The 23,863-nt window shown below is 64.2% G+C and carries 21 protein-coding genes; 12 read left to right on the top strand and 9 right to left on the bottom strand.

The genetic code is table 11. The features are described 5' to 3' along the window. Positions 1-21 precede the first annotated feature (21 nt). Positions 22-1,113, top strand: a complete 1,092-nt coding sequence (gene queG / locus ACQ4WL_RS05640; protein ID WP_436508641.1) for a tRNA epoxyqueuosine(34) reductase QueG — start codon at positions 22-24, stop codon at positions 1,111-1,113. Between the two features lie 7 nt (positions 1,114-1,120). Here the strand turns inward: queG and ACQ4WL_RS05635 are convergent, their stop codons facing one another. After that, the gene (locus ACQ4WL_RS05635; RefSeq protein WP_436508639.1) at positions 1,121-1,498 is read right to left on the bottom strand and encodes a DUF3052 family protein; all 378 of its coding nucleotides are present in this window, start codon (positions 1,496-1,498) and stop codon (positions 1,121-1,123) included. A 207-nt stretch (positions 1,499-1,705) separates the two neighbouring features. On the opposite strand from ACQ4WL_RS05635, the gene ACQ4WL_RS05630 reads away from it, so the two are divergent. After that, a complete protein-coding gene (locus ACQ4WL_RS05630; RefSeq protein WP_436508638.1) occupies positions 1,706-2,263 on the top strand; it encodes a PadR family transcriptional regulator in 558 nt (185 codons plus the stop codon). Positions 2,264-2,285: 22 nt separating this feature from the next. Then, entirely contained in the window at positions 2,286-3,113 is an 828-nt protein-coding gene (locus tag ACQ4WL_RS05625; RefSeq protein WP_436508636.1) for a siderophore-interacting protein, read from the top strand. A gap of 82 nt (positions 3,114-3,195) precedes the next feature. Here ACQ4WL_RS05625 and ACQ4WL_RS05620 read toward each other — a convergent pair whose 3' ends face one another. Both ACQ4WL_RS05620 and ACQ4WL_RS05615 read right to left on the bottom strand, forming a co-directional pair. Then, entirely contained in the window at positions 3,196-3,780 is a 585-nt protein-coding gene (locus tag ACQ4WL_RS05620; protein WP_436508634.1) for a response regulator transcription factor, read from the bottom strand. A gap of 18 nt (positions 3,781-3,798) precedes the next feature. Next, on the bottom strand, positions 3,799-5,832 hold the full coding sequence (locus ACQ4WL_RS05615) for a sensor histidine kinase (RefSeq protein ID WP_436508632.1): 2,034 nt from the start codon (positions 5,830-5,832) through the stop codon (positions 3,799-3,801). Between the two features lie 137 nt (positions 5,833-5,969). On the opposite strand from ACQ4WL_RS05615, the gene ACQ4WL_RS05610 reads away from it, so the two are divergent. From ACQ4WL_RS05610 to ACQ4WL_RS05585, 6 genes are all read left to right on the top strand, one after another. Next, a complete protein-coding gene (locus ACQ4WL_RS05610) occupies positions 5,970-6,962 on the top strand; it encodes a TRAP transporter substrate-binding protein (RefSeq protein WP_436509096.1) in 993 nt (330 codons plus the stop codon). 119 nt (positions 6,963-7,081) lie between these two features. Then, a complete protein-coding gene (locus tag ACQ4WL_RS05605) occupies positions 7,082-7,654 on the top strand; it encodes a TRAP transporter small permease (protein ID WP_436508631.1) in 573 nt (190 codons plus the stop codon). Continuing rightward, entirely contained in the window at positions 7,651-8,931 is a 1,281-nt protein-coding gene (locus tag ACQ4WL_RS05600; RefSeq protein ID WP_116745490.1) for a TRAP transporter large permease, read from the top strand. The genes ACQ4WL_RS05605 and ACQ4WL_RS05600 overlap by 4 nt, the downstream gene beginning before the upstream one ends. 425 nt (positions 8,932-9,356) lie before the next feature. After that, positions 9,357-9,869: a methylated-DNA--[protein]-cysteine S-methyltransferase gene (locus ACQ4WL_RS05595; protein WP_436508630.1), complete on the top strand. Its 513-nt coding sequence runs from the start codon at positions 9,357-9,359 to the stop codon at positions 9,867-9,869. Further along, entirely contained in the window at positions 9,866-10,783 is a 918-nt protein-coding gene (gene xerD, locus ACQ4WL_RS05590; RefSeq protein ID WP_436508629.1) for a site-specific tyrosine recombinase XerD, read from the top strand. The genes ACQ4WL_RS05595 and xerD overlap by 4 nt, the downstream gene beginning before the upstream one ends. A gap of 80 nt (positions 10,784-10,863) precedes the next feature. Further along, positions 10,864-11,070, top strand: coding sequence for a hypothetical protein (locus ACQ4WL_RS05585; protein WP_102296696.1), 207 nt, complete (start codon positions 10,864-10,866; stop codon positions 11,068-11,070). A 66-nt stretch (positions 11,071-11,136) separates the two neighbouring features. Here the strand turns inward: ACQ4WL_RS05585 and ACQ4WL_RS05580 are convergent, their stop codons facing one another. Further along, the gene (locus ACQ4WL_RS05580; RefSeq protein ID WP_436508628.1) at positions 11,137-11,985 is read right to left on the bottom strand and encodes a TolC family protein; all 849 of its coding nucleotides are present in this window, start codon (positions 11,983-11,985) and stop codon (positions 11,137-11,139) included. A 131-nt stretch (positions 11,986-12,116) separates the two neighbouring features. Here ACQ4WL_RS05580 and ACQ4WL_RS05575 point away from each other — a divergent pair, with 131 nt between their 5' ends. Together ACQ4WL_RS05575 and ACQ4WL_RS05570 are read left to right on the top strand one after the other, a co-directional pair. Beyond that, a complete protein-coding gene (locus ACQ4WL_RS05575; protein ID WP_436508627.1) occupies positions 12,117-12,797 on the top strand; it encodes a response regulator transcription factor in 681 nt (226 codons plus the stop codon). Further along, positions 12,790-14,187 carry a sensor histidine kinase gene (locus tag ACQ4WL_RS05570; protein ID WP_436508626.1) on the top strand — a complete coding sequence of 466 codons (1,398 nt, stop codon included), beginning with the start codon at positions 12,790-12,792 and terminating at the stop codon, positions 14,185-14,187. Before ACQ4WL_RS05575 ends, ACQ4WL_RS05570 begins: the two co-directional genes overlap by 8 nt. Here ACQ4WL_RS05570 and ACQ4WL_RS05565 read toward each other — a convergent pair. The 4 genes from ACQ4WL_RS05565 to ACQ4WL_RS05550 all read right to left on the bottom strand — a co-directional run bounded on the left by ACQ4WL_RS05565 (position 14,179) and on the right by ACQ4WL_RS05550 (position 19,941). Next, entirely contained in the window at positions 14,179-14,499 is a 321-nt protein-coding gene (locus tag ACQ4WL_RS05565) for a hypothetical protein (protein ID WP_436508624.1), read from the bottom strand. The two genes, ACQ4WL_RS05570 and ACQ4WL_RS05565, sit on opposite strands and share 9 nt — an antisense overlap. Continuing rightward, positions 14,499-15,221, bottom strand: a complete 723-nt coding sequence (locus ACQ4WL_RS05560) for an MgtC/SapB family protein (RefSeq protein WP_436508622.1) — start codon at positions 15,219-15,221, stop codon at positions 14,499-14,501. The genes ACQ4WL_RS05565 and ACQ4WL_RS05560 overlap by 1 nt, the downstream gene beginning before the upstream one ends. Positions 15,222-15,582: 361 nt before the next feature. Then, complete coding sequence (locus ACQ4WL_RS05555; RefSeq protein ID WP_436508621.1) at positions 15,583-18,705, bottom strand: efflux RND transporter permease subunit; 3,123 nt, start codon at positions 18,703-18,705, stop codon at positions 15,583-15,585. A gap of 3 nt (positions 18,706-18,708) precedes the next feature. Then, on the bottom strand, positions 18,709-19,941 hold the full coding sequence (locus ACQ4WL_RS05550) for an efflux RND transporter periplasmic adaptor subunit (protein ID WP_436508619.1): 1,233 nt from the start codon (positions 19,939-19,941) through the stop codon (positions 18,709-18,711). Between the two features lie 396 nt (positions 19,942-20,337). On the opposite strand from ACQ4WL_RS05550, the gene ACQ4WL_RS05545 reads away from it, so the two are divergent. Further along, positions 20,338-22,860 carry a sensor domain-containing protein gene (locus ACQ4WL_RS05545; RefSeq protein ID WP_436508617.1) on the top strand — a complete coding sequence of 841 codons (2,523 nt, stop codon included), beginning with the start codon at positions 20,338-20,340 and terminating at the stop codon, positions 22,858-22,860. On the opposite strand, the gene ACQ4WL_RS05540 is transcribed toward ACQ4WL_RS05545, so the two are convergent. Next, the gene (locus tag ACQ4WL_RS05540; RefSeq protein WP_436508615.1) at positions 22,857-23,840 is read right to left on the bottom strand and encodes an endonuclease/exonuclease/phosphatase family protein; all 984 of its coding nucleotides are present in this window, start codon (positions 23,838-23,840) and stop codon (positions 22,857-22,859) included. The genes ACQ4WL_RS05545 and ACQ4WL_RS05540 overlap by 4 nt on opposite strands. Between the last annotated feature and the right edge of the window lie 23 nt (positions 23,841-23,863).

The following is a 23,863-nucleotide window of genomic DNA, read 5'->3' as shown; positions in this document are numbered from 1 at the left end:
CCGTTTTCCGTAAAGTCCCCTATGTCCGCCACCGTCACCGATCTCGCCGTCCTGGCGCGCACCATTAAAGAATGGGGGCGCGAGCTGGGTTTTGCCGAGGTGCGCATCGCCGACGTCGACCTGTCGCACATGGAAGCACCCTTGCAAGCCTGGCTAGCCGCAGGGTACCACGGCGAAATGGACTACATGGCCAGCCACGGCATGAAGCGTGCGCGCCCGGCCGAACTGGTGCCGGGTACGGTGCGTGCCATCAGTGCGCGCATGAATTATCTGCCGCCGGCGCTGGGCCCGGACTGGCGCGTGCATGAGGCGGCGCGCGACGCCGACCCCGCGGCGGCCGTGATCTCCGTGTATGCGCGGGGCCGCGACTATCACAAGGTGATGCGTTCGCGCCTGCAGCAGCTGGCCGAGCGCATCAAGGGCGAGATCGGCGACTTCGGCTACCGCGTGTTCAGCGATTCGGCGCCCGTGATGGAAGTCGAGCTGGCGCAAAAGGGCGGCTTGGGCTGGCGCGGCAAGCACACCTTGCTGATCAACCGCCAGGGCGGCTCCTTCTTTTTCCTCGGCGAAATCCTCATCGACGTGCCGCTGCCGGTGGACCCGCCCGAGATTGCGCGCTGCGGCCAGTGCTCGGCGTGCATCACGGTGTGCCCGACGCAAGCCATCCTGGGGCCGTACCAGCTCGACGCGCGCCGCTGCATTTCCTACCTGACCATCGAATTGAAGGGTGCCATTCCCGTCGAGATGCGCCCCCTGATCGGCAACAAGGTGTATGGCTGCGACGATTGCCAGACCGTCTGCCCGTGGAACAAGTTCGCCCAGCGCGCCGTCGTGCCCGACTTCGATGAGCGCCACAGCCTGGGCAGCGTCGGCATGGTGGAGCTGTTCGCCTGGACGGAAGAGGAATTCAACCGCCGCATGGAAGGCAGCGCGATTCGCCGCATCGGCCACGAACGCTGGCTGCGCAACCTGGCCGTCGGCATGGGCAATGCGGCCGCCAAGGCCAGAGGCCAGGCCGACATCGTCGCGGCCCTGCTGTCGCGCCGCGAGCACCCGTCGGCCATCGTGAGCGAACACGTCGAATGGGCGCTGGCGCTGCACGGCATCGTTTGATTTTCGTTTAAACCTGCTTCAGGCGCAGCGCCGACCACTCACTATCGATGGCGACCATCGCCACGCTGTCGAGCCCCACGGTTTGCGCAAAGTGGCGGATATCGTCGCGGTGGATATCGCTGCCCGCCTTCGTGCCGCCCTTGCGGTACGCCACCCACAGCGCGCCACCCGGCGCCAGGCGTGCCTGCGCCGCCGGCAGGTACTGCTCCAGTTCCGCGCGGCTGCGCGCGAACAGCAGTATCCAGTCGGCGCGCTCTCCTTCATTCACCCACCGCTCGGCCGGCAACTGCGCCAGCAGGGCCGCATGCTCGCCGCCGTCATTCAGCACGGCTAGCGCCTGCGCATTCTTCGCAACCATTTTTTCAGCGATAGTTTTGTCGGACATGACAGGCTTCCTGAGGATGAAAAGCCCAGCATAAGCAATTTCTCCTTGATTTATCGATATATCGTTATAAAATGGCGATACCTACTAACGATATATCTTTAAAGAGAAAACATGAGAAACTCACACCACGCAGAACACGGCCATTGCGGCCAACATCCCCACCACCATCACGGCGAAGATCGCCACCAACACCGCCATGAGCACTTCATGCACGGCCGTGGCCCGCGCGGCTTCGACGAGCGCGGCGACGGGATGGGCCATGGCGGCCCCGGTGGCCCAGGTGGACGAGGGCGCGGTGAACGGGCCGAGCGCGTCTTCGGCCGTGGCGACCTGCCGCTGATCGTGCTGGCGCTGATCGAAATCAGCCCCCGTCACGGCTATGAAATCATCAAGGCCATCGAAGAGCGTTGCGGTGGCGCGTATGCCCCCAGCCCGGGCGCCGTGTATCCGACCTTGACCTTGCTGGAAGAGCAGGACCACGTCACGTCGGGCGAAAGCGCCAGCGGCAAGAAGCTCTACACGATCACGGACCTGGGCCGCGCGTATCTGGACGAGAACCGTGCCCAGGTGGACGGCATCCTGGCCCGCCTCGACATGTTCGCCCGCGTCCAGGCGCGCAATGCCTTGCCCGAGCGCGTGCGCCAGGTCATGCACACTCTGAAGCATGCGCTGTTGCTGAACAAGACCAACTGGAGCGACGCGGAAGCCGAGCGCGTCTCCGCCGTGCTGGAACAGGCGGCGAACGCCATCGTCGACGGCCACTGAGCCCACTTTACAAGGATAAGCGATGACTATTGCATCACCTGCAGCACTGCGCCCGCACGCCATCGAGCGCGTGCGGCATGACTTGAAACTGCGCGTCCTTACCGTCGTGCGCACCGAGCAGCTGACGCCGCACATGCGCCGCATCACGCTGGCCGGCGACGACCTGGACGGCTTTGTCTCGCCGGCGCACGACGATCACGTCAAATTGTTCTTCCCCGCCCCGGGCCAGACAGCGCCCGTATTTCCCATGCTGGGCAATGGCGCCAATCCCATCCAGTACGCGCAAGGGGCGCGTCCCATCGCCCGCAACTACACGCCGCGCCGCTACGACGCAGAACGGTGCGAGCTGGAAATCGACTTCGTGCTGCATGGCGACGGCCCTGCGGCCAGTTGGGCGGCGCAAGCCGTGCCCGGCCAGACCCTGGGCGTGGGCGGCCCGCGCGGCTCGATGCTGGTGCCGTCTGACTTCGACTGGTATGTGCTGGTGGGCGACCAGACGGCCTTGCCGGCGATTTCCCGCCGCCTGGAGCAGTTGCCGGTCACTGCGCGGGTGATTGCCGTGATTGAAATCGTCGAAGACGGCGAACAGATCGCGTTGGACAGCGCGGCGCAGCTGGACGTGCGCTGGGTGGCGCGCAATGGCCGCAAGGGGCCGCTGCTGCTGGAAGCGTTGGCGCAAGTCGCCTTGCCGCAGGATGGCGACGGCTACGTGTGGGTCGCGTGCGAGCATGCGCAGGTGCAGGGCTTGCGCGGACACTTTATTGAAGCCGGGGTGCCGAAGCAGCATCTGCACGTGGCCAGTTACTGGAAGCATGGGGCAGCCGAGCATCATGAGCATCACGACGAGTGATTAAGGCCGGGGTCAGACCCCCGGATGCGTTGGCACCGAGCTTGACGCCAGCGGCATTCGGGGTCTGACCCCAGATTTCAACTTACTTCAACAACCCCGCCAGCTCCACCGCCGTCTTGACCTGCATCTTGTCGAAGATATGCGCGCGGTGGACTTCCACGGTGCGCATGCTGATGCCCAGCTTGTCGGCCACCACCTTGTTCATCTTGCCTGCCAAAATCAGGTCCAGCACTTCGCGTTCGCGCGTCGACAGGGTGGCCAGGCGCGCATGCACGGCGGCCAGCTCGCCGGCCTGACGCGAGTTGGCCAGGCCCTGCTGCACGCGGTCCATCAGGTCGTTGTCGTTGAACGGCTTTTCAAAGAAATCGAAGGCGCCCCGTTTCAGGCTGTCGACGGCCATCGGCACGTCGCCGTGGCCGGTGAGGAAAATCACGGGCAGGCGCGCCGTCAGGTCGCGCTTGACCAGCTGGTCGAACAGGGCGATGCCGTTCATGTCGGGCATGCGCACGTCGAGCAGCACGCAGTCGCCGGCGGCGTCGAAGCTGCCGTCCAGGCTATCGAGGAATTGCTGGGCGCTGGCGTAGATGCGCGCCTCGATGCTGCGCGAGGCGGCCAGCCAGGACAGCGAGTCGCGTACGACCTCTTCGTCGTCAATGATGTGTAGCATGGTGTCTCCGGCTCGTCGTTATTCGTTATTGGTTAGTGCTTGGTGCTTGGTGCGCGGCGCGGCCGGCACGCTGAATGTAAAGATCGTACCGCCAGCGGGATTGGCGTTGAAGGTCAGCGCGCCGCCGTGAAATTCGATGGCGGTGCGGCAGATGTTCAGGCCCATACCCATGCCTTCGGACTTGGTCGAGAAAAACGGCGAAAACAGCCGCTCGGCCACGTCTTGCGCAATGCCGTGGCCATGGTCGATCACGTCCACCGTGACCATGCCCTGCTGCGCATCGTGGCTGGCCCGCAGGCGCATGATACGCCGTCCGGGCGCTGCATCCTGCATGGCCTCGATGGCGTTGCGCGTCAGGTTCAGCAGTACTTGTTCGATCATCACGGGATCGGCGCGCAGCAGCGGCAGGTCCGGCGGCAGCTCTTCCTGGATGGTGACATAGTATTTGCGTGCCTGCAGGTCGATCAGCGCGCGGATGCCGTCGATCAGCGTGCGGATGGCGATATCCTGGCGCTGCGGTTCGCTCTTGCGCACAAAATCATGCACGCTGCGGATGATCTGGCCGGCCCGCTGCGCCTGCGCGCCGGCCTGCTCCAGCGCCGGCTTCAGGGTGTTCGGATCGACGGGTGCGCCATGCTCGATGGCGCGGCGGATCAAATTCAAGGCGCCCGTGGTGTAGCTCGAGATGGCCGCCAGCGGCTGGTTCAGTTCATGCGCCAGCATCGAGGCCAGCTCGCCCATGGTGGCCAGGCGCGAACTCGTTTGCAGCTTTTCCTGCTGCTGGCGATTCAGTTCCTCGACCCGCTTGCGGTCCGAAATGTCGAGCACCGACCCCATCCAGCCTGTCTGCCGGCCGTTCTTGTCCACCAGCGGCGCTTCGAAGATCAGCACGGGCACGCGCGTGCCGTCGGGGCGCTGGAAATAGGTTTCGAACTGCGGCGTGGGATTGCCGGCCAGCGCCTTGACGAAGCGCTGCTGGTATTCCTCCAGTGCTTCCGGCACCCAGTAGGGCATGGGTGGCAAACGGCCGAGGATTTCCTCGGCCGGATAACCGACGATCTGGCAGAACGCAGGATTGACATACGTGACGCGGCCTTCCAGGTCGCGCGCGCGCATGCCCGTCACCAGCGAGTTTTCCATCGCCGTGCGAAACAGCATCTGCTGGCGCAGTGCCCCTTCGGCCACCAGGCGGCGCGAAATATGCCGCCACAGGGCCAGCAAGCTCCACAGCAAACCCAGCGACAGGGCGATGACGGAGCCGACCAGCAAATTGGGCAGCAGCTTGGGCTGGCTTTTCACGCTGTCGGTAAACAGGGTGATGGTGGCACCGGGCACGTCGAGTGCGCGCTTGTGCGTGTACACGCCGTGACCGGGACCGGCGGCGGCGCGCCGTGCCAGTACCTTGTCGTCGCGGTCGATCAGCGAAATCTGGTTGTCCTGGGCAAACCACCACGGCACCATTTCATCGAGCAGGCTGCTGATCTGGTAGGTGGCCACCAGGCTGCCCACATAGCGCTGGCCATCGAACAGGGGCTGGTGGTAATCCATCAGCATGGCGCCCGGCGGCGCGTCGGGAAAGCCCGTTTGCTGCGAAGGCTGGGCGTACTGGCCCCGGTGCAGGCGGCGCGCATTGTCGGCCGCCGTCAGCGAGGCCGGTGAAAACGTCAGGGCATGTGGCAGGCTGTTGTCGCTGGTGGCCAGCACCTTGCCGCTGGTGTCGAGCCACAGCACACGCTGCAGCTCGCGGCCATTGCGCAGCATCTGCTGCAGCCGGTCGTGCACTTTTTCCGCGCCCAGCGCGGCGCTGGCGATGTCCACGCCCAGGTTGAACAGGCTTTCCTCGTTGCGTGCCAGTTGAAAGCGGATGGTTTGCTCCACCCACAAGGTGTCGGCGATCAATTGCTCCTGGCGCTCGTTGCTCTCCATCTGGCGCGCTTGCCAGGGTAGCCAGAACAGGATGGACAGGAACAGCAGCAGCAGGATGACGGGCAGCAGCCAGCGCATCGGGCTCGATAGCTTGAAGCGGCGCGCAAGGGTGGGGGGAGTCGGCATGGCTGGCAGGGTAGCGGCTTATCGGGAGCTGGCTATTGTGGTTAACCACAATAGCCGAAGCAGTTTCTTTGGCACAATATTCAAGTAGACAAATAATAAAGTTTTTTTCAAAAACCATCCAGGAGACAAAAATGCAGATGAAAACCATGTTCGTCGCGCTGTGCGCGGCCATAGGTGCCACCGCCGGCGTCCACGCTTACGCGCAAGCCCCCATCGTCATCAAGTTCAGCCACGTCGTGGCGACCGACACGCCAAAAGGCCAGGCCGCCGAACGCTTCAAGCAGCTGGCCGAGAAAGCCACGAATGGCAAGGTCAAGGTCGAACTGTACCCGAACAGCCAGCTGTACAAGGACAAGGAAGAACTCGAAGCGCTGCAGCTGGGCGCCGTACAGATGCTGGCGCCCTCGCTGGCCAAGTTCGGCCCGCTGGGCGTGAAGGAATTCGAAGCGTTCGACCTGCCCTACATCTTCCCCACCAAGACGGCGCTGTACAACGTCACCGAAGGCGAAATCGGCAAGAGCTTGCTGAAAAAGCTGGAGCCCAAGGGTATCACGGGCCTGGCCTACTGGGACAATGGCTTCAAGGTGATGTCGGCCAACAAGCCGTTGCACAACCCGGCCGACTTCAAGGGCCTGAAAATGCGCATCCAGTCGTCCAAGGTACTCGACGCGCAAATGCGCGCGCTGGGCGCCAATCCGCAGGTGCTGGCCTTCTCGGAAGTGTATCAGGCGCTGCAGACGGGCGTGGTCGACGGCACGGAAAATCCGCCGTCGAATATGTACACGCAAAAAATGCATGAAGTGCAAAAGCACGTGACCGTGTCGAACCACGGCTACCTGGGCTATGCCGTCATCGTCAACAAGAAATTCTGGGATGGTTTGCCGCCCGATATCCGTGGCCAGCTGGAAAAAGCCATGCGCGAAGCGACCACGTTTGAAAAAGCCATCGCCCAGCGCGACAACGACCAGGCCCTCGACGCCATCAAGAAAGCGGGCAAGACACAGATTTATACCCTGACGGTGCAGGAACAGGCCGAGTGGCGCCGCGCGCTGGCGCCCGTGCAGAAGACCATGGAAGCGCGCATCGGCAAGGACTTGATCTCGGCCATCAACAAGGAAAGCGCGAAGTAAGCAGCTGGCTTTGGCGCGCCGACTGGTGCGCCGGGCAGGGTCCTCCCTGCCACTCGCTTGAACGGCTCCTGCGCGTCCTGCGCGGGAGTGCGTGTACCCGCATTCTTTGAAAGTCCACCATGAAATTTCTGGATCACCTGGAAGAGTGGCTGATCGCGACCCTGATGGGCGCAGCCACCTTCATCATCTTCGTCGCGGTCGTGCACCGTTACCTGTCCGGCTTGCCGATACCGGTCGTGCAAGACTTCCTGATTCAAATCAATACCAGCTGGGCCCAGGAACTGTGCATCTACATGTTCGTCTGGATGGCCAAGTTCGGCGCCGCGTATGGCGTGCGCACGGGCATCCACGTGGGCGTCGATGTCTTGATCAACCGCATGAACCCGCGCTGGCGTGACCGCTTCATCGTCTTCGGCCTGAGCGCCGGTGCCTTGTTTACGGGCATCGTCGGGACCCTGGGCGCCAGCTTCGTGTGGTCGATCGGCCACACGGACCAGACCTCGGCCGACATGGAAGTGCCGATGTGGCTGGTTTATCTGGCCGTGCCGCTCGGTTCCTACCTGATGTGTTTCCGCTTCCTGCAGGTGATGGTGCATTTCATCAAGACGGGCGCCTTGCCAAAACACGACCATTCGCATGTCGAGGGGCTGGAAGAGGAATTGACGGCTGAAGAAAAAGGAGCCAAGGCATGAACGCGCTGATCATTTTTGTATTGCTGCTGGCGCTGATGCTGACCGGCATGCCGATTTCCATTTCGCTGGGCCTGACGGTGCTCACGTTCCTGTTTACCATGACCAGCGTGCCCATCGAATCGGTGGCCCTGAAGATTTTCACGGGCATCGAAAAGTTCGAGATCATGGCCATCCCGTTCTTCATTTTGGCGGGCAACTTCCTCACGCATGGCGGGGTGGCGCGGCGCATGATCAATTTCGCCAGCTCCATGGTGGGCCACTGGCATGGCGGCCTGGCGCTGGCCGGCGTGATGGCGTGCGCGCTGTTTGCTGCCGTCTCCGGCTCCAGCCCCGCCACCGTGGTGGCGATCGGTTCCATCATCCTGCCGGCCATGGTCAAGCAGGGTTATCCACGCGGTTTTGGCGCTGGTGTCATCACCACCTCGGGCGCGCTGGGCATCCTGATTCCGCCGTCGATCGTGATGGTGATGTATTCGGTCAGCACGAATACCTCGGTGGGCAAGCTGTTCATGGCGGGAGTGATTCCCGGCATGATGCTGGCCATGCTGCTGGGCCTGACCACGTGGTTTTTGGCGCGCAAGCACAACTATCCGCGCATGAAGAAGGCCAGCTGGGGCGAACGCTTCGTCACCTTCAAGAAGAGCGCCTGGGGCCTGCTCCTGATCGTCATCGTCATGGGCGGCATCTACTCGGGCGCGTTTACACCCACGGAAGCGGCTGCCATGGCTGCCGTGTATGCCTTCATCATTGCCGTCTTCGTCTACAAGGACTTGAAGATCAAGCAAGTGGGCAAGGTCTTGCTCGATTCGGCCGCCATGTCGGCGATGCTGTTGTACATCATCACCAATGCCGTGCTGTTCTCGTTCCTGATGACCAGCGAAAACATCCCGCAAGCGATGGCCGAGTGGATCACGGGCAAGGGCCTGGGCGTGATCAGCTTCCTGCTGGTGGTCAACGTGCTGCTGTTGTTGGCTGGTAACGTCATGGAACCGTCGTCCATCGTGCTGATCATGGCGCCGATTTTGTTCCCCGTCGCCATGAAGCTGGGCATCGATCCTGTGCACTTCGGTATCTTGATCGTCGTCAATATGGAGGTGGGCATGTGCCATCCGCCCGTGGGACTGAACCTGTATGTGGCCTCCGGCATCACCAAGATGGGCATTTCCGAATTGACCGTGGCCGTGATGCCATGGCTGCTGACCATGCTCGCCTTCCTGATGCTGATTACCTACGTACCACAAATCTCGCTGTGGCTGCCAAATTTAATTTACAACTAAAACAGTTGTCCCCGTCATGGTGCAAAAAAAGTCGATCCGGCCGAATAAATGCGCTATGATGGGCAGCCTCAAGGGGAAACACGTAGTTGCTTATACGCCCTGGTAGCAAGGCTGAAAGACAGAATTGGTAGCAAAGTTGGTGGGGGAGTGGTCTATAAAAACGGTATTGATACCGGGGATATATTGAGGAGACACACGTTTCACAGAAGTTGTTGAGTCATCGCTGTCTGCCGCCACAAGCCGGCACCGGCGGACCCAAATGACCGGGAACGTGAAGCAGTATTTGAAGCGCACCGACTGGTGCGCTTTTTTTTCGTGCGCGGGAAACGTCCGCCGACACGCCCAAAGTCGGTGCATAATTCCCGTGGTGCTGTTTCCGGCGCCAGCAAGTTGTATATATGCCACACTTGAACAATGATCAGCAGATGAAAAAACAACAGAGCAGTGAACTGTTCAGCGCCATCGTGGCCGCGCCATTCGGCGCCATGGGCGTGCGTACTCAGGACGGCCAGATGCGTGAACTGGTCTACCTGCCGCCGCACTTTGCCGAAAAAGACGCACAGGATGCCGTCTCCGAGCGGGCGTGCCAGCAACTGGCGCGCTATTTTGTCGACGCCGATTATGTCTTTGACTTGCCGCTGGCCGAGCTGGGCAGCGCCTACCAGCAACGGGTATGGGCGGCGATTGCCGGCATCCCGCGCGGCCAGGTGCGCACGTATGGCGACGTGGCGCGGCTGATCGGCTCGGCCCCGCGCGCCGTCGGCCAGGCCTGCGGCGCCAACTGGTATCCCGTGGTCATACCCTGCCACCGGGTCACGGCTGCTGGGGGGCTGGGCGGCTTTGCCCACCACGACGACGCCACGGGATTCCACCTGGGCGTGAAGCGCTGGCTGCTGGCGCATGAAGGCGTCGAAGGTATGGGGTGGTCAACACGATGATGAACAGCCTGCTGGCGCCCGACAACGCCACCCTGATCGATGAATTCTGCGACAGCCTGTGGCTGGAAGACGGCCTGTCGAAAAACTCGCTGGATGCCTACCGGCGCGACATGCGTCTGTTCGCGCGCTGGCTGGAAGTGGCGCGGCCCGGACGCGAGGGCCTGTACGAAGTGTCCACGGCCGACATCGAAGCATATTTCGCCGCCCGCCACGACGAGAGCAAGGCGACGTCGTCGAACCGGCGCCTGTCCGTGCTCAAGCGTTTTTATCAGCTGGCGCTGCGACACAAGCATATCTCGTTTGATCCCTGCCTGAAGATGGTCTCGGCCAAGCAGCCGGCGCGCTTCGTGCATACCCTGAGCGAAGCGCAGGTGGAAGCGCTGCTGGCGGCGCCCGACGTGAGCACGCCGCTGGGCCTGCGCGAGCGCACCATGCTGGAACTCATGTATGCGAGCGGCTTGCGTGTGTCGGAACTGGTGGACTTGAAATCGGTGGAACTGAGCCTGAACGATGGTGTGCTGCGCATCACGGGCAAGGGCAGCAAGACGCGGCTGGTGCCGTTCGGTGAGCAGGCTCGGCTGTGGATCGAGCGCTACCTGAAGGAGGCGCGCGGCGTCATCCTCGACGGCCAGATGGACGATGCATTGTTCGTCACGCGGCGCGGCGGCGCCATGACGCGGCAAATGTTCTGGGTCATCATCAAGAAACATGCGCTGAATGCCGGCCTCACAGCGCCGCTGTCGCCGCACACCCTGCGCCACGCGTTCGCCACGCATTTGCTGAACCATGGCGCGGACTTGCGTGTTGTGCAATTGTTACTGGGGCACTCCGATATCTCCACCACGCAGATTTATACGCACGTAGCCCGCGAACGGCTGAAACTGCTGCATGCGCAGCATCATCCGCGAGGCTAAACATTTGGTGTTTGGTCCAATTACGTCATAATGTGCCTTATGTGCTTATCTGTAACATCTAAAAACTAAAGAGGTAGTAAATGGCCAAGACAAATTTCCAATACGAAAAACGGCAAAAAGAGCTGGAAAAGAAGAAGAAAGCCGAGGAAAAAGCCAGGCGCAAGCTGGAAGCGAAGAACAATCCCAAGCCAGCCGATGGCAGCGAGGGCGATGAGCCGGAAGCGGACGACGCCGACGTCGACGCAGATCCGGCCGCCGAAGGCGATGCTCCCGCCCAGCCACAGTAATTCTCCGTTCCTGACGACCGGTGCGGCATCGCCGCGCCGGTATCTCCGCGTTCTACCTTCCCTCCGCTACAAGCGCGGCCGCTGGCCGATCGCCAGTTGCAGCTGCGTGCTGGCGATGGCGGCATCGGCGCGCGCCTGCACATAGCCCTGGTAAGCCTCATCGGCCGAACGCTGCGCCGCCAGCCATTCCAGCAGCGAGGCATTGCCTTTGACGTAAGACAAACGCATGCCATCGACCACCTTTTGCGCATCGACCAGCACGCTGTCGCGGTAGCGCGCCAGCCTGTCCTGCGCCGCACGCAGCTGCCGCTGCGCCGTGCGCACTTGCGTTTCCGCTGTCAGTTCCGCCTGGCGCAGGGCCAGCATGGCCTGCGTCACGCCCGCTTCGGCCTGCACCACATCGCCCTTGTCGCGCCGCGACAGGGGGATGGGGATGGCCAGCGAAAGGCTCAATGCGCGTGAGCGCGGTGACCCGTCGACGGGATTGCCGCTGGCGTCAAAGCCGTCGTGGTAGCCGCGCGCGGCGGCCAGGCCCAGCGTGACGGTGGGATCGACGGCGCGGTTGGCGCGCACCAGCGCCGCGCCATCGCGCAGATTGTCCAGGGTGGCGCGGGCGATGCGCACGTCGCTGCGGGCGTCGAGTGCCTGCGGCACGAGGGTGCTCGCGTCGCCGCCGTCAACCAGGCTGAAATCGCAGGCCAGTTGCGCGTCTGGAAACAGCGCGTCGAACTGGCGCCCCAGCGGCGGCGACAGGGCCAGCATGGCGCTATCGGCCTCGCCGCGCGCCTGCGCCAGGTCGGCCTGGAACTGGTCGCGTTCCACGCGCGACTGCAGCAGCTCGATGCCGCCCACGTCGCCCGCCTTGCGCCGCACGGCGTTCGCTTCCACCACCGTCGGACAGCGCCGGGAAAGCATAGCAATGTGGTCCTGAAGAAGCGCCCAAGAATGCCTGAATCATTCTTCAGGTTCGGTGTGCGCACGCTGCGGCGCGGTAAAATGCCAGCATGGAAAATGCGGAAAATCGCAGCGCAATGGGAAAGGCAGGCATGAGAATCCTCCTGGTGGAAGACGACCGCAAGGCGGCGCGCCTGCTGGCCCGCGGCTTGCAGGAAGAAGGCTTTGTCGTCGACGTGGCGCACAGCGCGGAAGAGGGCGAGGACGAAAGCTACGCCGTCGATTACGACGTGATCGTGCTGGACTGGATGTTGCCGGGCAAGCAGGGCATCGACTTTTGCCGCGACTTGCGCGCGCGTGGCATCCAGACGCCCGTGCTGATGCTGACCGCGCGCGACGCCACGGCCGACCGGGTGGCGGGTCTGAACACGGGCGCCGACGATTACCTGACAAAACCGTTTGAATTCGAGGAACTGCTGGCGCGCATCCGCGCGCTGCTGCGCCGCTCCGACATCAGCCGTCCGCTGGTGCTGGCGCTGGCCGACCTGACGCTCGATCCCGTCAGCCACCAGGCGACGCGCGCCGGCGCACCGCTGGTGCTCACGCCCAAGGAATACGCGATTCTGTTGATCCTGCTGCGCCAGGCGGGCGAAGTGGTCAGCCGCGCGCGCCTGGCCGAGCAGATATGGCAGGCGGACTTGATCGGCATCGACAACCTGATCGATGTCCATGTGCGCAATTTGCGGGGAAAATTGGATGCGCCGGGCTTGCCGCCATTGATCCACACGGTGCGCGGACGCGGTTTCCGCCTGGCGGAAAACAACGGTGGCTAGCTTTCGCAAGCGATTGCTGCGGGTGCACCTGGCCGTCATCCTCGCCATCGTCGCCTGCACGGCGCTGGCCGGCTACTGGGGCCTGTCGCGCGCCGTGCATGGCCAGCTCGATGCGGCCCTGCTGGCGCTGGCCGAAACTGAAATGGCCATGCTGCCGGCCGCGCCGCGCCAGCCCGTCAGCGTGCATGAAGTGGCGCCGGGTCTGGCGTCGCCGTCGTTGACGCGCCTGGACCGCCTGGTGCAGATCATCGATGGCGAAGGCCGCGTGCTGGCGCGCAGCCGCAACCTGGAGGCGGCGCAGCTGCCGGCGTCACCCATCCTGCTGGCGCGCCTGGGGGCTGGCGACACCGTTTTCGAGACCCTGCCCAAGTTCGGCGAGGAGCCGCTGCGCATGGTTTCCATCCTCGTACCCGCATCCGGTTCGCGCCTGGCGGTGCAGGTGGCCGGTTCGCTCGACGACGTCAATCACGTGCTGGCCGCGGCCACCGTGCTGTTTGGCGCCATGGCGCTGGCCTTGCTGGCGGCCGTCGGGCTGGCAGGCGAAATGCTCACGCGCCGCGTGCTGGGCGCCATCGACGACGTGGTGCGGCAGGCGCATTCGATAGGCGAAGCCAGCCTGCACCAGCGCCTGCCCCATCCCGGCACGCCCGATGAAATCGGCCGCCTGGTCGATACCCTGAACGCCATGCTGGACCGTCTTGAGCACGGCTACGATGCGCAACGCCGCTTCACGGCCGACGCCTCGCACGAACTGCGCTCGCCCCTGTCGCGCCTGCGCACGGAAATCGAAATCACCTTGCGCCGCCCGCGCGAGGCAGCTGAATATGTCGATGCGCTGGCCTCCTGCCTCGATGAAGTGCAGCGCCTGACGACGCTGGTGGAAGAATTGCTGATGCTGACGCGCCTCGATGCGGGCCAGGAGCGCAATGCCGTGGAAACCGTCGCGCTCAATCCGCTGGTGCAGGCGGCTGCGCAGCGCCTGGAAAAGGCGGCAGCGCAGCGCGGCATCCGCATCGTCTTCGGTGAAGGTGTGGCCGTGCAGGCGCGGGTGGCGGCCGGTCCCGTGGACCTGGTGCTGGCCAATCTGCTCGATAACGCCGTGAAGTTTTCACCGCCCGGAAGCAGCATCAGCGTGCGTGTGGCGCGCGATGGCGGGCATGCGCTGGTGGGCGTCAGCGACGCGGGACCGGGCATCGGCGTGGAAGACTTGCCGCATCTGTTCGAGCGTTTTTACCGGGGCGCCCAGGCGCGCGCAGGCGAGGCGCCCGGCTTCGGCCTGGGCCTGGCCCTGTCGCAAGCCATCGTGCACGCGTATGGTGGCAGTATCGAGGCGCAGAACCGCCCGGAAGGCGGCGCGCTGTTCCTCCTGCGCCTGCCCGCCTCAGATTGACGGTGCGACGCCTTCCCAGCGCACTTGCCGAACTTGCGGCCAGGCGCCCGCGCGGTTGACGAAGCGCACCAGTACGGCGCGCTGCACGGCCTGGCACAGCACGGTGGCGATCAGGCGCACCACCAGCCGGGCCTCGTCCCAGCTGCGCAGCATTTGCGACGGCGCCAGGCCCGCGCCTTTGAGTTCGGCCAGCAGCAGGCGCACCACGTGGTCGGCTTGTGCCGCAGGGCAGGTGACGGTCAGGCGGTATGTGGCAAACGGGGGCCGGGCAGGAGCGCGCCGGGCAAACCAATGGAAGAATTTTTTTATCATCACACTCCCCGCTCGGCGACAAATTCCGCGTTGTTGACCAGCGCCCAGCGCACGGCCGAGACGCTGCCTTCCAGGCTGACCTGGCTGACGATCTGCTCCAGCAATCCCAGGCTGGACAAGGGCGTGAGCAGATCGGCGCGCACTTCGATGCGCCCGGCGTGTGCCGCGTCTTCGCTATGCAAGGATTGCAGCATCAGGGCCGGCATGCTGCTGATCATGCGCAGCATCAGGTTGCGCACGACGATTTCCTGCTCCGCCTCGCACACGGCCGTGACGCGGTAGATGCTTTCCGTCTCGATGCCCGCGTCGCTGCCGTGGGCGTTGATGCGCTGCGCCAGGTGACGCAGCACCAGGTTGGCGATGAGCACGAAGCCCGTGCCGATGGCCGCTTCCAGAGAAAAGCCCAGGCCGCACAGGATGCCGATGGCGGCCGAGCACCACAGGGTGGCGGCCGTGTTCAGGCCGCGCACCGTCATGCCTTCGCGCATGATGACGCCGGCGCCCAGAAAGCCGATGCCCGACACCACCTGCGCGGCGATGCGCATGTGGCCAGAGGCATCGCCTTCTAGCACGGAAACCATCACGAACAGCGAGGCGCCGACGGACACCAGCGCGTTCGTGCGCAGGCCCGCCATGCGCTGGCGCAACTGGCGTTCGGCGCCGATCATGGCGCCCAGGGTCAATGCTGCGGCAACGCGCAGCGCAAAATCAAATACCACCATCAGTTTCTCCCGGCTGGGGAGGAACAGGCGAGTGCAAGGGCGAAGACAATTCGCCCCGAAAGGGGGCAGCAGACGAAAACGGTGAAACGATGAGGAGGGAAGTGGCGGCAAATGTGCATCGCCGCTGGTAAAACCGCACCTTGCCGAGGGCCAGGCGGGCGGAATGCGCGCGTCTTGCCTAAGGCCGATCGCCGATGGTCAATCGACTACTGTCACTGGAACAAGCACCCACGAGTCACTCCATATCATTGATAACGGGGGACAGTCTAGCCAGTGGGGCCGCTTTGGTCAACTGAAGCTCTCTTCAGGAAGCCGCCGCGTCGTCCCCGCCAATGCGGGGACGGTGAAGGCGACCGGTCAATCAGTGGGCGTGTGCTGTGCCGTCGTCGGCGGATTCAGCATGCTCGCCGCCGCCGCTGCCACCGAAAAAGCGCGCGGCGCGCTTGCCCAGGCTGTCGAGGTAGGTGTAGGCGACGGGTACCACCACCAGCGTCAACAGGGTCGAGGTGATCACGCCGCCGATCACGGCGCGGCCCATCGGCGCCTGCGATTCGCCGCCGTCGCCCATGCCGATGGCCATCGGCAGCATGCCGAAGACCATCGCCAGGGTCGTCATCAGGATGGGGCGCAAGCGCACTTGCCCCGCTTCCATCAGCGCCTCGAACTGTCCCAGGCCTTCGCGCTGGCGCTGGTTGGTGAAGTCCACCAGCAAAATCGCATTCTTGGTGACTAAGCCCATCAGCATGATGAAGCCGATCACGGAGAAGATGTTCAGGGTGCTGCCCGTAATCAGGAGGGCGGCCAGCACGCCGATCAGGGACAGCGGCAGGGACACCATGATGGCGATTGGCTGCAAAAAGCTGCCGAACTGCGAAGCGAGCACCAGGTAAATGAAGATTACGGCGATCCCCAGCGCCATCATCGCGCCGCCCATGGTTTCGGCCATCTGCTGCGCATTGCCGGCCACGTCGAAGCGCACGCCGGGCGGCAGGTCAATGGACTTGATGGCTTTCTGCACGTCGGCGTCGACGTCGCCGGCAGGGCGGCCCTGTACGCCCGCATAGATGGCGACGCGGCGCTGCAAGGCCTGGCGTTTCAGCACTTGTGGGCTGGACGACGGCACGAAGTCGACCACCTGGCGCAGCGGAATCATGATTGGCTTGCCATTCGCATCGAGCTTGCTGGACGCCAGCGACAGGTCGGCCAGGTCGGCCACTTTTTGCCGGCCCGACTTGGGCAGCTGCACGTTGACGTCGTAGTTTTGCCCGTCGGACGCCAGCCAGTGGCTGACCGTGTCGCCCGCGACGAACGGACGCAGGGCATTGCCGATCTGCTGCACCGACAAGCCCAGGTCGCTGGCCAGTTCGTTGTTGATCTTCACGGTGGTCGACGGATTGGCGCCTTCCTGGCTGTATTCCATGTCGGCCAGGCCCTTGATGGCGCGCATCTTGTCCATCAGGCGGTGCGCCACGTCATCGAGCTTGCCTTCGTCCGTGCCCAGGATGGCGATGAAGATGGGGCGGTTGCCCACCGACAGGGTGATGCCGGCAATCGGCGCCAGGCGTTCGCGGATCAGCTTTTCCAGTTCCTGCTGCGAGCGGCGCTTGTGCGTCTTGATGTCCGTCAGCTTCAGGTTCACCTCGGCCGCGTTGCGTCCATCCGGCGTGCCGATATTGGCCACCAGGCTGTCGATCTCGGGGAACTCCTTCAGGGCCGTTTCGATCTGGCGCACCTTGCTGTCCGTGTATTCGAGGCTGGAGCCGACCGGCGTCTTGAAGCGCAGGTTGACCCAGCCCTGGTCCGTTTCCGGGAACATCTCGCCACCGATCATAGGCACGAGCATCAGGCTGCCCGCGAACAGCGCGACGGCCGTGGCCAGGGTGGTTTTGCGCCAGCGCAGGGCGATGCCCAGCACCTTGCCATACCAGACGTGCAGGCGGTCGATGCCCGTTTCGATCCAGGCCATGAAGCGGCCCAGCCACGGCGCGTACTTGAAGCGGTCCTTGACGGGGTCGCGCCAGACGGATGACAGCATGGGGTCGAGCGTGAAGCTGACGAACAGCGACACCAGCACGGCGACGGCCACGGTGATGCCGAACTGCAGGAAGAAGCGGCCGATGATGCCGTCCATGAAGGCGACCGGCACGAACACGGCGACGATGGCGAACGTGGTGGCCATCACGGCGAGACCAATTTCATTGGTGCCGTCGTTGGCCGCCTTGTAGTGGTTCTTGCCCATGCCCAGGTGGCGCACGATGTTTTCACGCACGACGATGGCGTCGTCGATCAACAGGCCGATGCACAATGACAGCGCCATCAGGGTCAAAAAGTTCAGGGTAAAGCCGAAGGCTTTCATGGCGATGAAGCTGGCCAGTACGGAGATCGGCAGGGTCAAGCCCGTGATGATGGTCGAGCGCCACGAGTGCAGGAACAGGAAGACGATCACCATGGTCAGCACGGCGCCTTCGATGATGGTGCGCTTGACGTTATCGAGCTGGCTTTGCACGCGCTCCGATTCGTCGTCCAGCACGCGCAGGGTGATATCAGGCGGCAGCGTCTTTTGCAGGTCCGCCGCCACTTTCAGGATGCCGGTGCCCACTTCGACCACGTTGGCATCCTGAACCTTGGTGATTTCCATGGTCACGGCCTGCTGGCCGTTCATGCGCGAAATCGACAGTTCTTCCTGCTCGCCGTCGACGACGGTGGCCACCTGGTCGAGGTAGACGGGGCCGACGGCGCGGCGCGCGACGATGATTTTGCCGAATTCGCGCGCATCCTTGATCTTGCCTTCCACGCGCACCAGTTGTTCGGCCGCGCCATGGCTGATCGAGCCGGCCGGCAAGTTGGTATTCGTCGCCTGGATGGCGCGGATGACTTCATCGACGCCGATGCCCTGGGCATTGAGTTCGATGGGCTTCATGCTGATGAGGATCTGGCGCGCGCGCAGGCCGCGCAGCTTGACTTGGCCCACGCCGGCCACGCCCTGGAAGCGCTTGCTGATGATCTGCTCCGTCATGGTCGACAGCGCGCGCAGGTCATGCCCGGTGGAAGTGAGCACGATGGTGGCGATGGGGCGCTCGTTGTCGCCTTCGGCGCGCGCGATGAACGGGTCCTTGGCTTCCTTCGGGAAGCGCGGGCGCACCAGGGCCACCTTGTCGCGCAAGTCCTGCATGGCCTTGTCCATATTCGTCGACAGCTCGAATTCCAGGTAGACGCCGGCGCGTCCTTCCCATGAGTTGGCGCGGATGGTCTTGATGCCGCTGACGGTGTTGACGGCGTCCTCGATGGGGCGCGTGATGTCGTTTTCCACGGCTTCGGGCGAGGCGCCCGGGTAATTCACTTCAATGGCGGCAAACGGGAACTGCACGCTGGGCATGCTTTCCACGCCCAGGCCCCGGTAGGAGAAGATGCCCAGCACCACCAGCGCCACCATGACCATGGTGGCGAAGACGGGGTTTTGAATACTGACTTTGGTCATCCACATGGCTTAATCCTTCCGTGCCAGCACGGCCGCTGGTGCAGCAGGGGCGGCGGCGGGCGCGGCGAAGGTCACGCCGTGGCCAGGTTTCACGCCATCGAGTTTGGCGATGATGACTTTCGCGCCCGGCACCAGGCCCGATTTGACTTCCGCATAGCCTTCATCCTCGTTGCGCAGTCCCAGCGTGACGGGCTGGGCGACGACCTTGTTGTTCACCAGCGCATACACCACGGTACCCTGCTTTTCATGGCGCACGGCCGTCAATGGCACCAGCGGCGCCACGGGCGAGCGCTCGGTGACGATGCTGCCCTTGGCGAACATGCCGCCGCGCAGCGCGCCATCGCCATTGTCGACGGCGATGTAGACCAGCATGGCGCGCGAGCCGCTCTCGGTGGTGGGGTTGATGCGCGTGACCTTGCCGGCGAAGTCGCGCGCGCCGAAACCGTCGACCTTGAAGTGCACGTCCTGGCCCAGCTTGATGCGGGGGATGTCCGCGCTGGGCACGGGCGCTTCCAGGGTCAGCTGGGCCAGGTTGACGATGGTGTAGACGGGCATGTCGGGCGAGACTTTTTCGCCGGCCTGCAGATGGCGCTTGCTGACAATGCCGGCCATCGGCGCGCGGATCACCGTGTCGGCCAGCGCGATGCGGGCGATGTCGAGCATGGCGGCGGCGGACTTGACGTTGGCGCGCGCCAGGTCGACCGAGTTTTGTGTCGTGTCGTAAGCCGTCTGCGAAATGTACTTTTGCTTGAGCAGCGCCTGGCTGTTCGCTTCATTCTTGGCCGCCATCGACAGGCGCGCCTGCGCTTCGTCGAGCATGGCTTGCTGCTGCGTCAGGCGGGCGCGTTGGTCGGCCGCATCCAGGCGCACGAGGATTTGCCCATTCGCCACTTGCTGGCCTTCCTGCAAGGTCGTTTCCTGGATGACGCCGGAGACCTTGGCCTTGATGGTGGCCTGGGTCACAGGCGCCAGCGAACCGGACAGGGGCAGGCTGATGCTGAGTGCGCGCGCATCGATGGCGGCCACGTCGCCCTGCGCCAGTTCATGCACGGGCGTCTTGGCCTGTTCCTTCTTCTTGCTCGCTTGCAATTCGGCAGCCTTGGCGGCTTGCTGCTTCGATTGCATGACGGTCCATCCGCCGCCGGCCAGGCCCAGTACCACGAGGATCAGCACGGGGGTGCGCCAGCGCCGGCGGCGCGTGGCGGCAAGGGGAGAGGCGGGGGGCAGGGTCTCGTTTTTCATAGGTTTTTTTAGTCAGGAGCGGCGCAGGGGCTCGGCGCCAAGTCTCGGTGCGGACCCGGCCTGTCGCTGGCCGGGGGGAATTCGGGTAGCGCATCACCGTGGCGGCCGCAGGCAGCACGCCTGCCGCTGCGGCCGTTCACGCCGATGCGCATGTTGCCACTTTAGGAAGATTCAAGTCCGGCCGCCATCGCCGTGCGACAGATTGCACAAAATCGGGGCTGGAATGCAAAAAACGGCGACCGGAACCACCGCCAGCATGCCTGCGGTGCGCGTCACGATGCTTGCGCATTCTCAAGAAGCCGATTCGCCGGCGCGCAAGAATGGTCAGGATGGTTGCGCCACCGGACAGGCCATTCGCTCGCCGGTTGCCGTGCGGCCGCGCCACGGGGGGGCCTGATGTCTGATCGGATTGTCGGAGCCGCGCCGTCGCAGGGGCGCCTGCTTGCCGCGGCCGAACCGCAGGGCGGGCCGGCTGGCAAGGCACTGGACTTGCTGTCCATCATTGTTGCTGCCGTCGAACAGGCGCCTGGCCTGGCCGTGCGCGGCATCGACCGCGACGGCATTGTGCGCTACTGGAGCACCGGCGCGGCGCGCCTGTATGGCGTGGCAGCGGAGCTGGCGCTGGGCCAGCCGTGGGCCAGGGTGGCCGCCTCGCTGCCGGATGCCGCCAGCCTGGCCGAGGAGGGGGCAGGCGAACTGGCGGCCGTGTGGGAGAGTGGCAAGGCGCGCAGCACACGCCTGTGGAAGCTGGACGCCGACGGGGCCGCGCCGCGCTGCATCTGTTCCACCGTGTTTCCCGTCATCGAGTCCGGACGTGTGCGGCAAGTGGTCTGCATCGATGTCGACATCACGGCCAGCGGCCAGGATGGCGCCGCGCAGGGTGCCTTGCTGCTGATGGGCGACAATTTTCGCCAGTTGTACGACAAGTCCGCCGACGCTATCGTACTGCTGCGCGACGAGCATATCGCCGAGGCCAACCCGGCCGCCATTGCCCTGTTTCAATGCGAAGACCGGTCACGGCTGCTGGGGCGCCGCCTCAGCGACTTCTCGCCCTTGCATCAGCCCGATGGCGCATTGTCATCGTTGCGCGGCACGCAGCTGGCGGCGCAGGCCCATGCCGACGGCAACTGCCGCTATGACTGGCGCTATCAGACGTGCACGGGCCAGCTGTTCTGGAGCGAAGTGCTGCTCACTTCCGTCACGCTCGACCATACCTATCTGTTTTACGCCGTGATCCGCGATATTTCCTCGCGCAAACTGGCCGAGCGGGCCCTGTACCTGTCGATGCAGGTCATCGAGCATGCCAGTGTCGCCATCGTGGTGATGGACCCGCAGCAGCGCGTCGTCAGCATGAATCCCGCGTACAGCGAGATCAGCGGCTACAGCCTGGACGACATGCTGGGCAAGCCCTTTGTCCTGCACGGCGTGGAGCCGGATGCGCCGGCGTTTTTCGAGCACGTGTGGGACGAAGTCGATGCCAACGGCTATTGGCAAGGCGATATCGTGGGCCCGCGCAAGGAAGGCGGGCGCTATCCGGCCTGGCTGTCGCTGACGGCCATCCGCGACTCGCAAGGGCAGTTGAGCAATTACCTGGCCATACTCAGCGATATCAGCGAGCGCAAGAAAAACGAGGAGCACACGCGCCACCTGGCCGAGCACGATTTCCTTACCGACTTGCCGAACCGGGTGCTGCTGCTGGACCGGCTGTCGCTGGCGCTGGCGGCCGCACGGCGCAAGCTGAGCATGCTGGCCATCCTGTACCTGGACCTCGACCACTTCAAGCACATCAATGACAGCATGGGCCACCACGTGGGCGACTTGCTGCTCAAGGAAGTGGCGCGGCGCCTGGTGCGCTGCGTGCGCGGCGTCGATACCGTCAGCCGGCATGGCGGCGACGAGTTCGTCATCATCCTGGCCGAGGTGGGCGGCATCGACCAGGTGGCCCATGTGACATCCAGCCTGCTGCATGCCGTCACGCAGCCCTATCAACTGGGCGAATACGAACTGCATGTGTCGACCTCGATCGGCGTGGCCATCTTTCCCAGCGATGGCGACAACATCGACACCCTGATGCACAACGCCGACATCGCCATGTACCACGCCAAGGAAATCGGGCGCAACAATTTCCAGTTTTTTAATGCCGAGATGAATGCGCAAATTGTCGAGCGGGCCAGCCTGGAGCAAGGCTTGCGCGCCGCGCTGGGACGCGATGAACTCGTGCTGGAGTTCCAGCCCGCGCTCGATATCGCCAGCGGGAAGATCCTTGGTGCCGAGGCCCTGTTGCGCTGGCGCCACCCGCAATTGGGCGTGCTGCCGCCCGAGCGCTTCATCGCCGTGGCCGAGGAGTGCGGCTTGATGGTGTCGATTGGCAATTGGGTGCTGCGCCACGCCTGCCTGCGCGCACGCGCCTGGCACGATGCGGGCCAGGCCTGGCGCGTGGCCGTGAATCTGTCGCCGGCGCAATGCCTGCACAATAATTTATTGCTCAGCGTGCAAGATGCGCTGGCCGTGTCGGGTTTGCCTGCCGCCTGCCTGGAACTGGAAGTGACGGAAGCGCTGCTGATGAAGGGCGGCGCGCGCCTGGCCGGTGTGCTGGCGCAACTGCGCGCGCTGGGCGCCAGGCTGGCCATCGACGACTTCGGCACCGGCTATTCGCGTCTGGCCAATCTGCGCCACTACCCGGTGGATAAACTCAAGATCGATCCATCCTTCCTGCCCGCCGCAGCCGGCGAGTCTGACACGGCCGTCGCCGCCACCATCATCGCCATGGCGCGCGAGCTGCAATTGACGGTGATTGCCGAAGGCGTGGAAACGGCGCAGCAGCTGGCCTATCTGCGGGGGCAGGGCTGCCAGCAATATCAGGGGCGCTATGCCAGCGCGCAAGTCGAGGGCAGCGCGCTGGCGACGCTGTTGAACTAATGAATGTTTCCCAGCAGCTTGATGCGCGCCAGCACCTGGCCATGGTCGGATGCGTGTGGCAGGCCCAGCAGCAAATGGTCGTTCAGGCAGCTCACTTCCTGCACCACGCCGATGGCGCGCGGCGAGGCAGCGTGGAAGTGTTCGGACACGAGAATGTGGTCGATCGTCATGTAGGCACTGTCATGGATATTCGTGTAGCCCACATGGCGCAAAGCATCCTGGCGCAGCTGGATGGCGTTGGCGTCATACAGGCGCGCGCGCATTTCCGGCATGTCACCATGCGGTTCGCACGGCCCGCCCGCCCCCATGACGATGGCCGTGGTGACGGCATTGGCGATGTCGTTGAAGTCGCCCAGCACGATGCGGGGACGGCCGCTGTGGCCCAGTTCGCTTGTCAGCACGCGCAGGGCCACCGCTTCCGCGCCGCGCCGCTGCAGCGAACGCAGGTTGGCCAGCGCGTAGGCGGCGTCGCTGCCTTCGCCATGGCGGAAATCGGGCCGGCGCGACTTCAAGTGCACCACCACCACGTCGGTGAGTTGGCCGCCAGGCAAGTGCACCTGTACATGCAGCGGGGCGCGGGCGAAGCGGCAAGCGTTGTCATCGGCGGCACGGCTGTCGGCAGGCACGCTCACGCCGGCCGGGAAATTCGTCCATGCAACACCGGCGCCGGCCAGCGGCAGCCGCGACACCAGCGCCACCGTCGGCAGCATGCGTCCTGCCGCATCCATCGCATCGTAGCCGGCCAGGGTGGCGTCGCGGTAGTGGCGCGTGCGCGACAGCACGTCGCGCAGGGCCGCTTGCGAGAAAATTTCCTGGAAACCGATCACGTCGGCGTCGAGCAGGTCGATTTGCCGCGCCGTCCATCCGGCCTTGGCTTCGTATTGCGCCGGGCTCAACGGTTCCAGGTTGTCATACAATTTCACCCCGGCCGGGGCCAGGTTGCAGACATTGAATGTGGCAAAGCGGATTTCTTCCTGCATAATTAGTACTCCTCACTGAACGA

Source organism: Janthinobacterium kochi (assembly GCF_051380715.1).
Taxonomy (GTDB): Bacteria; Pseudomonadota; Gammaproteobacteria; order Burkholderiales; family Burkholderiaceae_D; genus Janthinobacterium.
The sequence above is the reverse complement of the archived record's forward strand: the minus strand, read 5'-3'. Positions and strand labels throughout refer to the sequence as shown.

Bases quoted from the DNA above. Each gene is read 5' to 3' on its own strand.
- queG (WP_436508641.1), top strand. From the start codon at position 22: ATGTCCGCCACCGTCACCGATCTCGCCGTCCTGGCGCGCACCATTAAA.
- ACQ4WL_RS05635 (WP_436508639.1), bottom strand. From the start codon at position 1,498: ATGTCCGACAAAACTATCGCTGAAAAAATGGTTGCGAAGAATGCGCAG.
- ACQ4WL_RS05630 (WP_436508638.1), top strand. From the start codon at position 1,706: ATGCACGGCCGTGGCCCGCGCGGCTTCGACGAGCGCGGCGACGGGATG.
- ACQ4WL_RS05625 (WP_436508636.1), top strand. From the start codon at position 2,286: ATGACTATTGCATCACCTGCAGCACTGCGCCCGCACGCCATCGAGCGC.
- ACQ4WL_RS05620 (WP_436508634.1), bottom strand. From the start codon at position 3,780: ATGCTACACATCATTGACGACGAAGAGGTCGTACGCGACTCGCTGTCC.
- ACQ4WL_RS05615 (WP_436508632.1), bottom strand. From the start codon at position 5,832: ATGCCGACTCCCCCCACCCTTGCGCGCCGCTTCAAGCTATCGAGCCCG.
- ACQ4WL_RS05610 (WP_436509096.1), top strand. From the start codon at position 5,970: ATGAAAACCATGTTCGTCGCGCTGTGCGCGGCCATAGGTGCCACCGCC.
- ACQ4WL_RS05605 (WP_436508631.1), top strand. From the start codon at position 7,082: ATGAAATTTCTGGATCACCTGGAAGAGTGGCTGATCGCGACCCTGATG.
- ACQ4WL_RS05600 (WP_116745490.1), top strand. From the start codon at position 7,651: ATGAACGCGCTGATCATTTTTGTATTGCTGCTGGCGCTGATGCTGACC.
- ACQ4WL_RS05595 (WP_436508630.1), top strand. From the start codon at position 9,357: ATGAAAAAACAACAGAGCAGTGAACTGTTCAGCGCCATCGTGGCCGCG.
- xerD (WP_436508629.1), top strand. From the start codon at position 9,866: ATGATGAACAGCCTGCTGGCGCCCGACAACGCCACCCTGATCGATGAA.
- ACQ4WL_RS05585 (WP_102296696.1), top strand. From the start codon at position 10,864: ATGGCCAAGACAAATTTCCAATACGAAAAACGGCAAAAAGAGCTGGAA.
- ACQ4WL_RS05580 (WP_436508628.1), bottom strand. From the start codon at position 11,985: ATGCTTTCCCGGCGCTGTCCGACGGTGGTGGAAGCGAACGCCGTGCGG.
- ACQ4WL_RS05575 (WP_436508627.1), top strand. From the start codon at position 12,117: ATGAGAATCCTCCTGGTGGAAGACGACCGCAAGGCGGCGCGCCTGCTG.
- ACQ4WL_RS05565 (WP_436508624.1), bottom strand. From the start codon at position 14,499: ATGATAAAAAAATTCTTCCATTGGTTTGCCCGGCGCGCTCCTGCCCGG.
- ACQ4WL_RS05560 (WP_436508622.1), bottom strand. From the start codon at position 15,221: ATGGTGGTATTTGATTTTGCGCTGCGCGTTGCCGCAGCATTGACCCTG.
- ACQ4WL_RS05555 (WP_436508621.1), bottom strand. From the start codon at position 18,705: ATGTGGATGACCAAAGTCAGTATTCAAAACCCCGTCTTCGCCACCATG.
- ACQ4WL_RS05550 (WP_436508619.1), bottom strand. From the start codon at position 19,941: ATGAAAAACGAGACCCTGCCCCCCGCCTCTCCCCTTGCCGCCACGCGC.
- ACQ4WL_RS05545 (WP_436508617.1), top strand. From the start codon at position 20,338: ATGTCTGATCGGATTGTCGGAGCCGCGCCGTCGCAGGGGCGCCTGCTT.
- ACQ4WL_RS05540 (WP_436508615.1), bottom strand. From the start codon at position 23,840: ATGCAGGAAGAAATCCGCTTTGCCACATTCAATGTCTGCAACCTGGCC.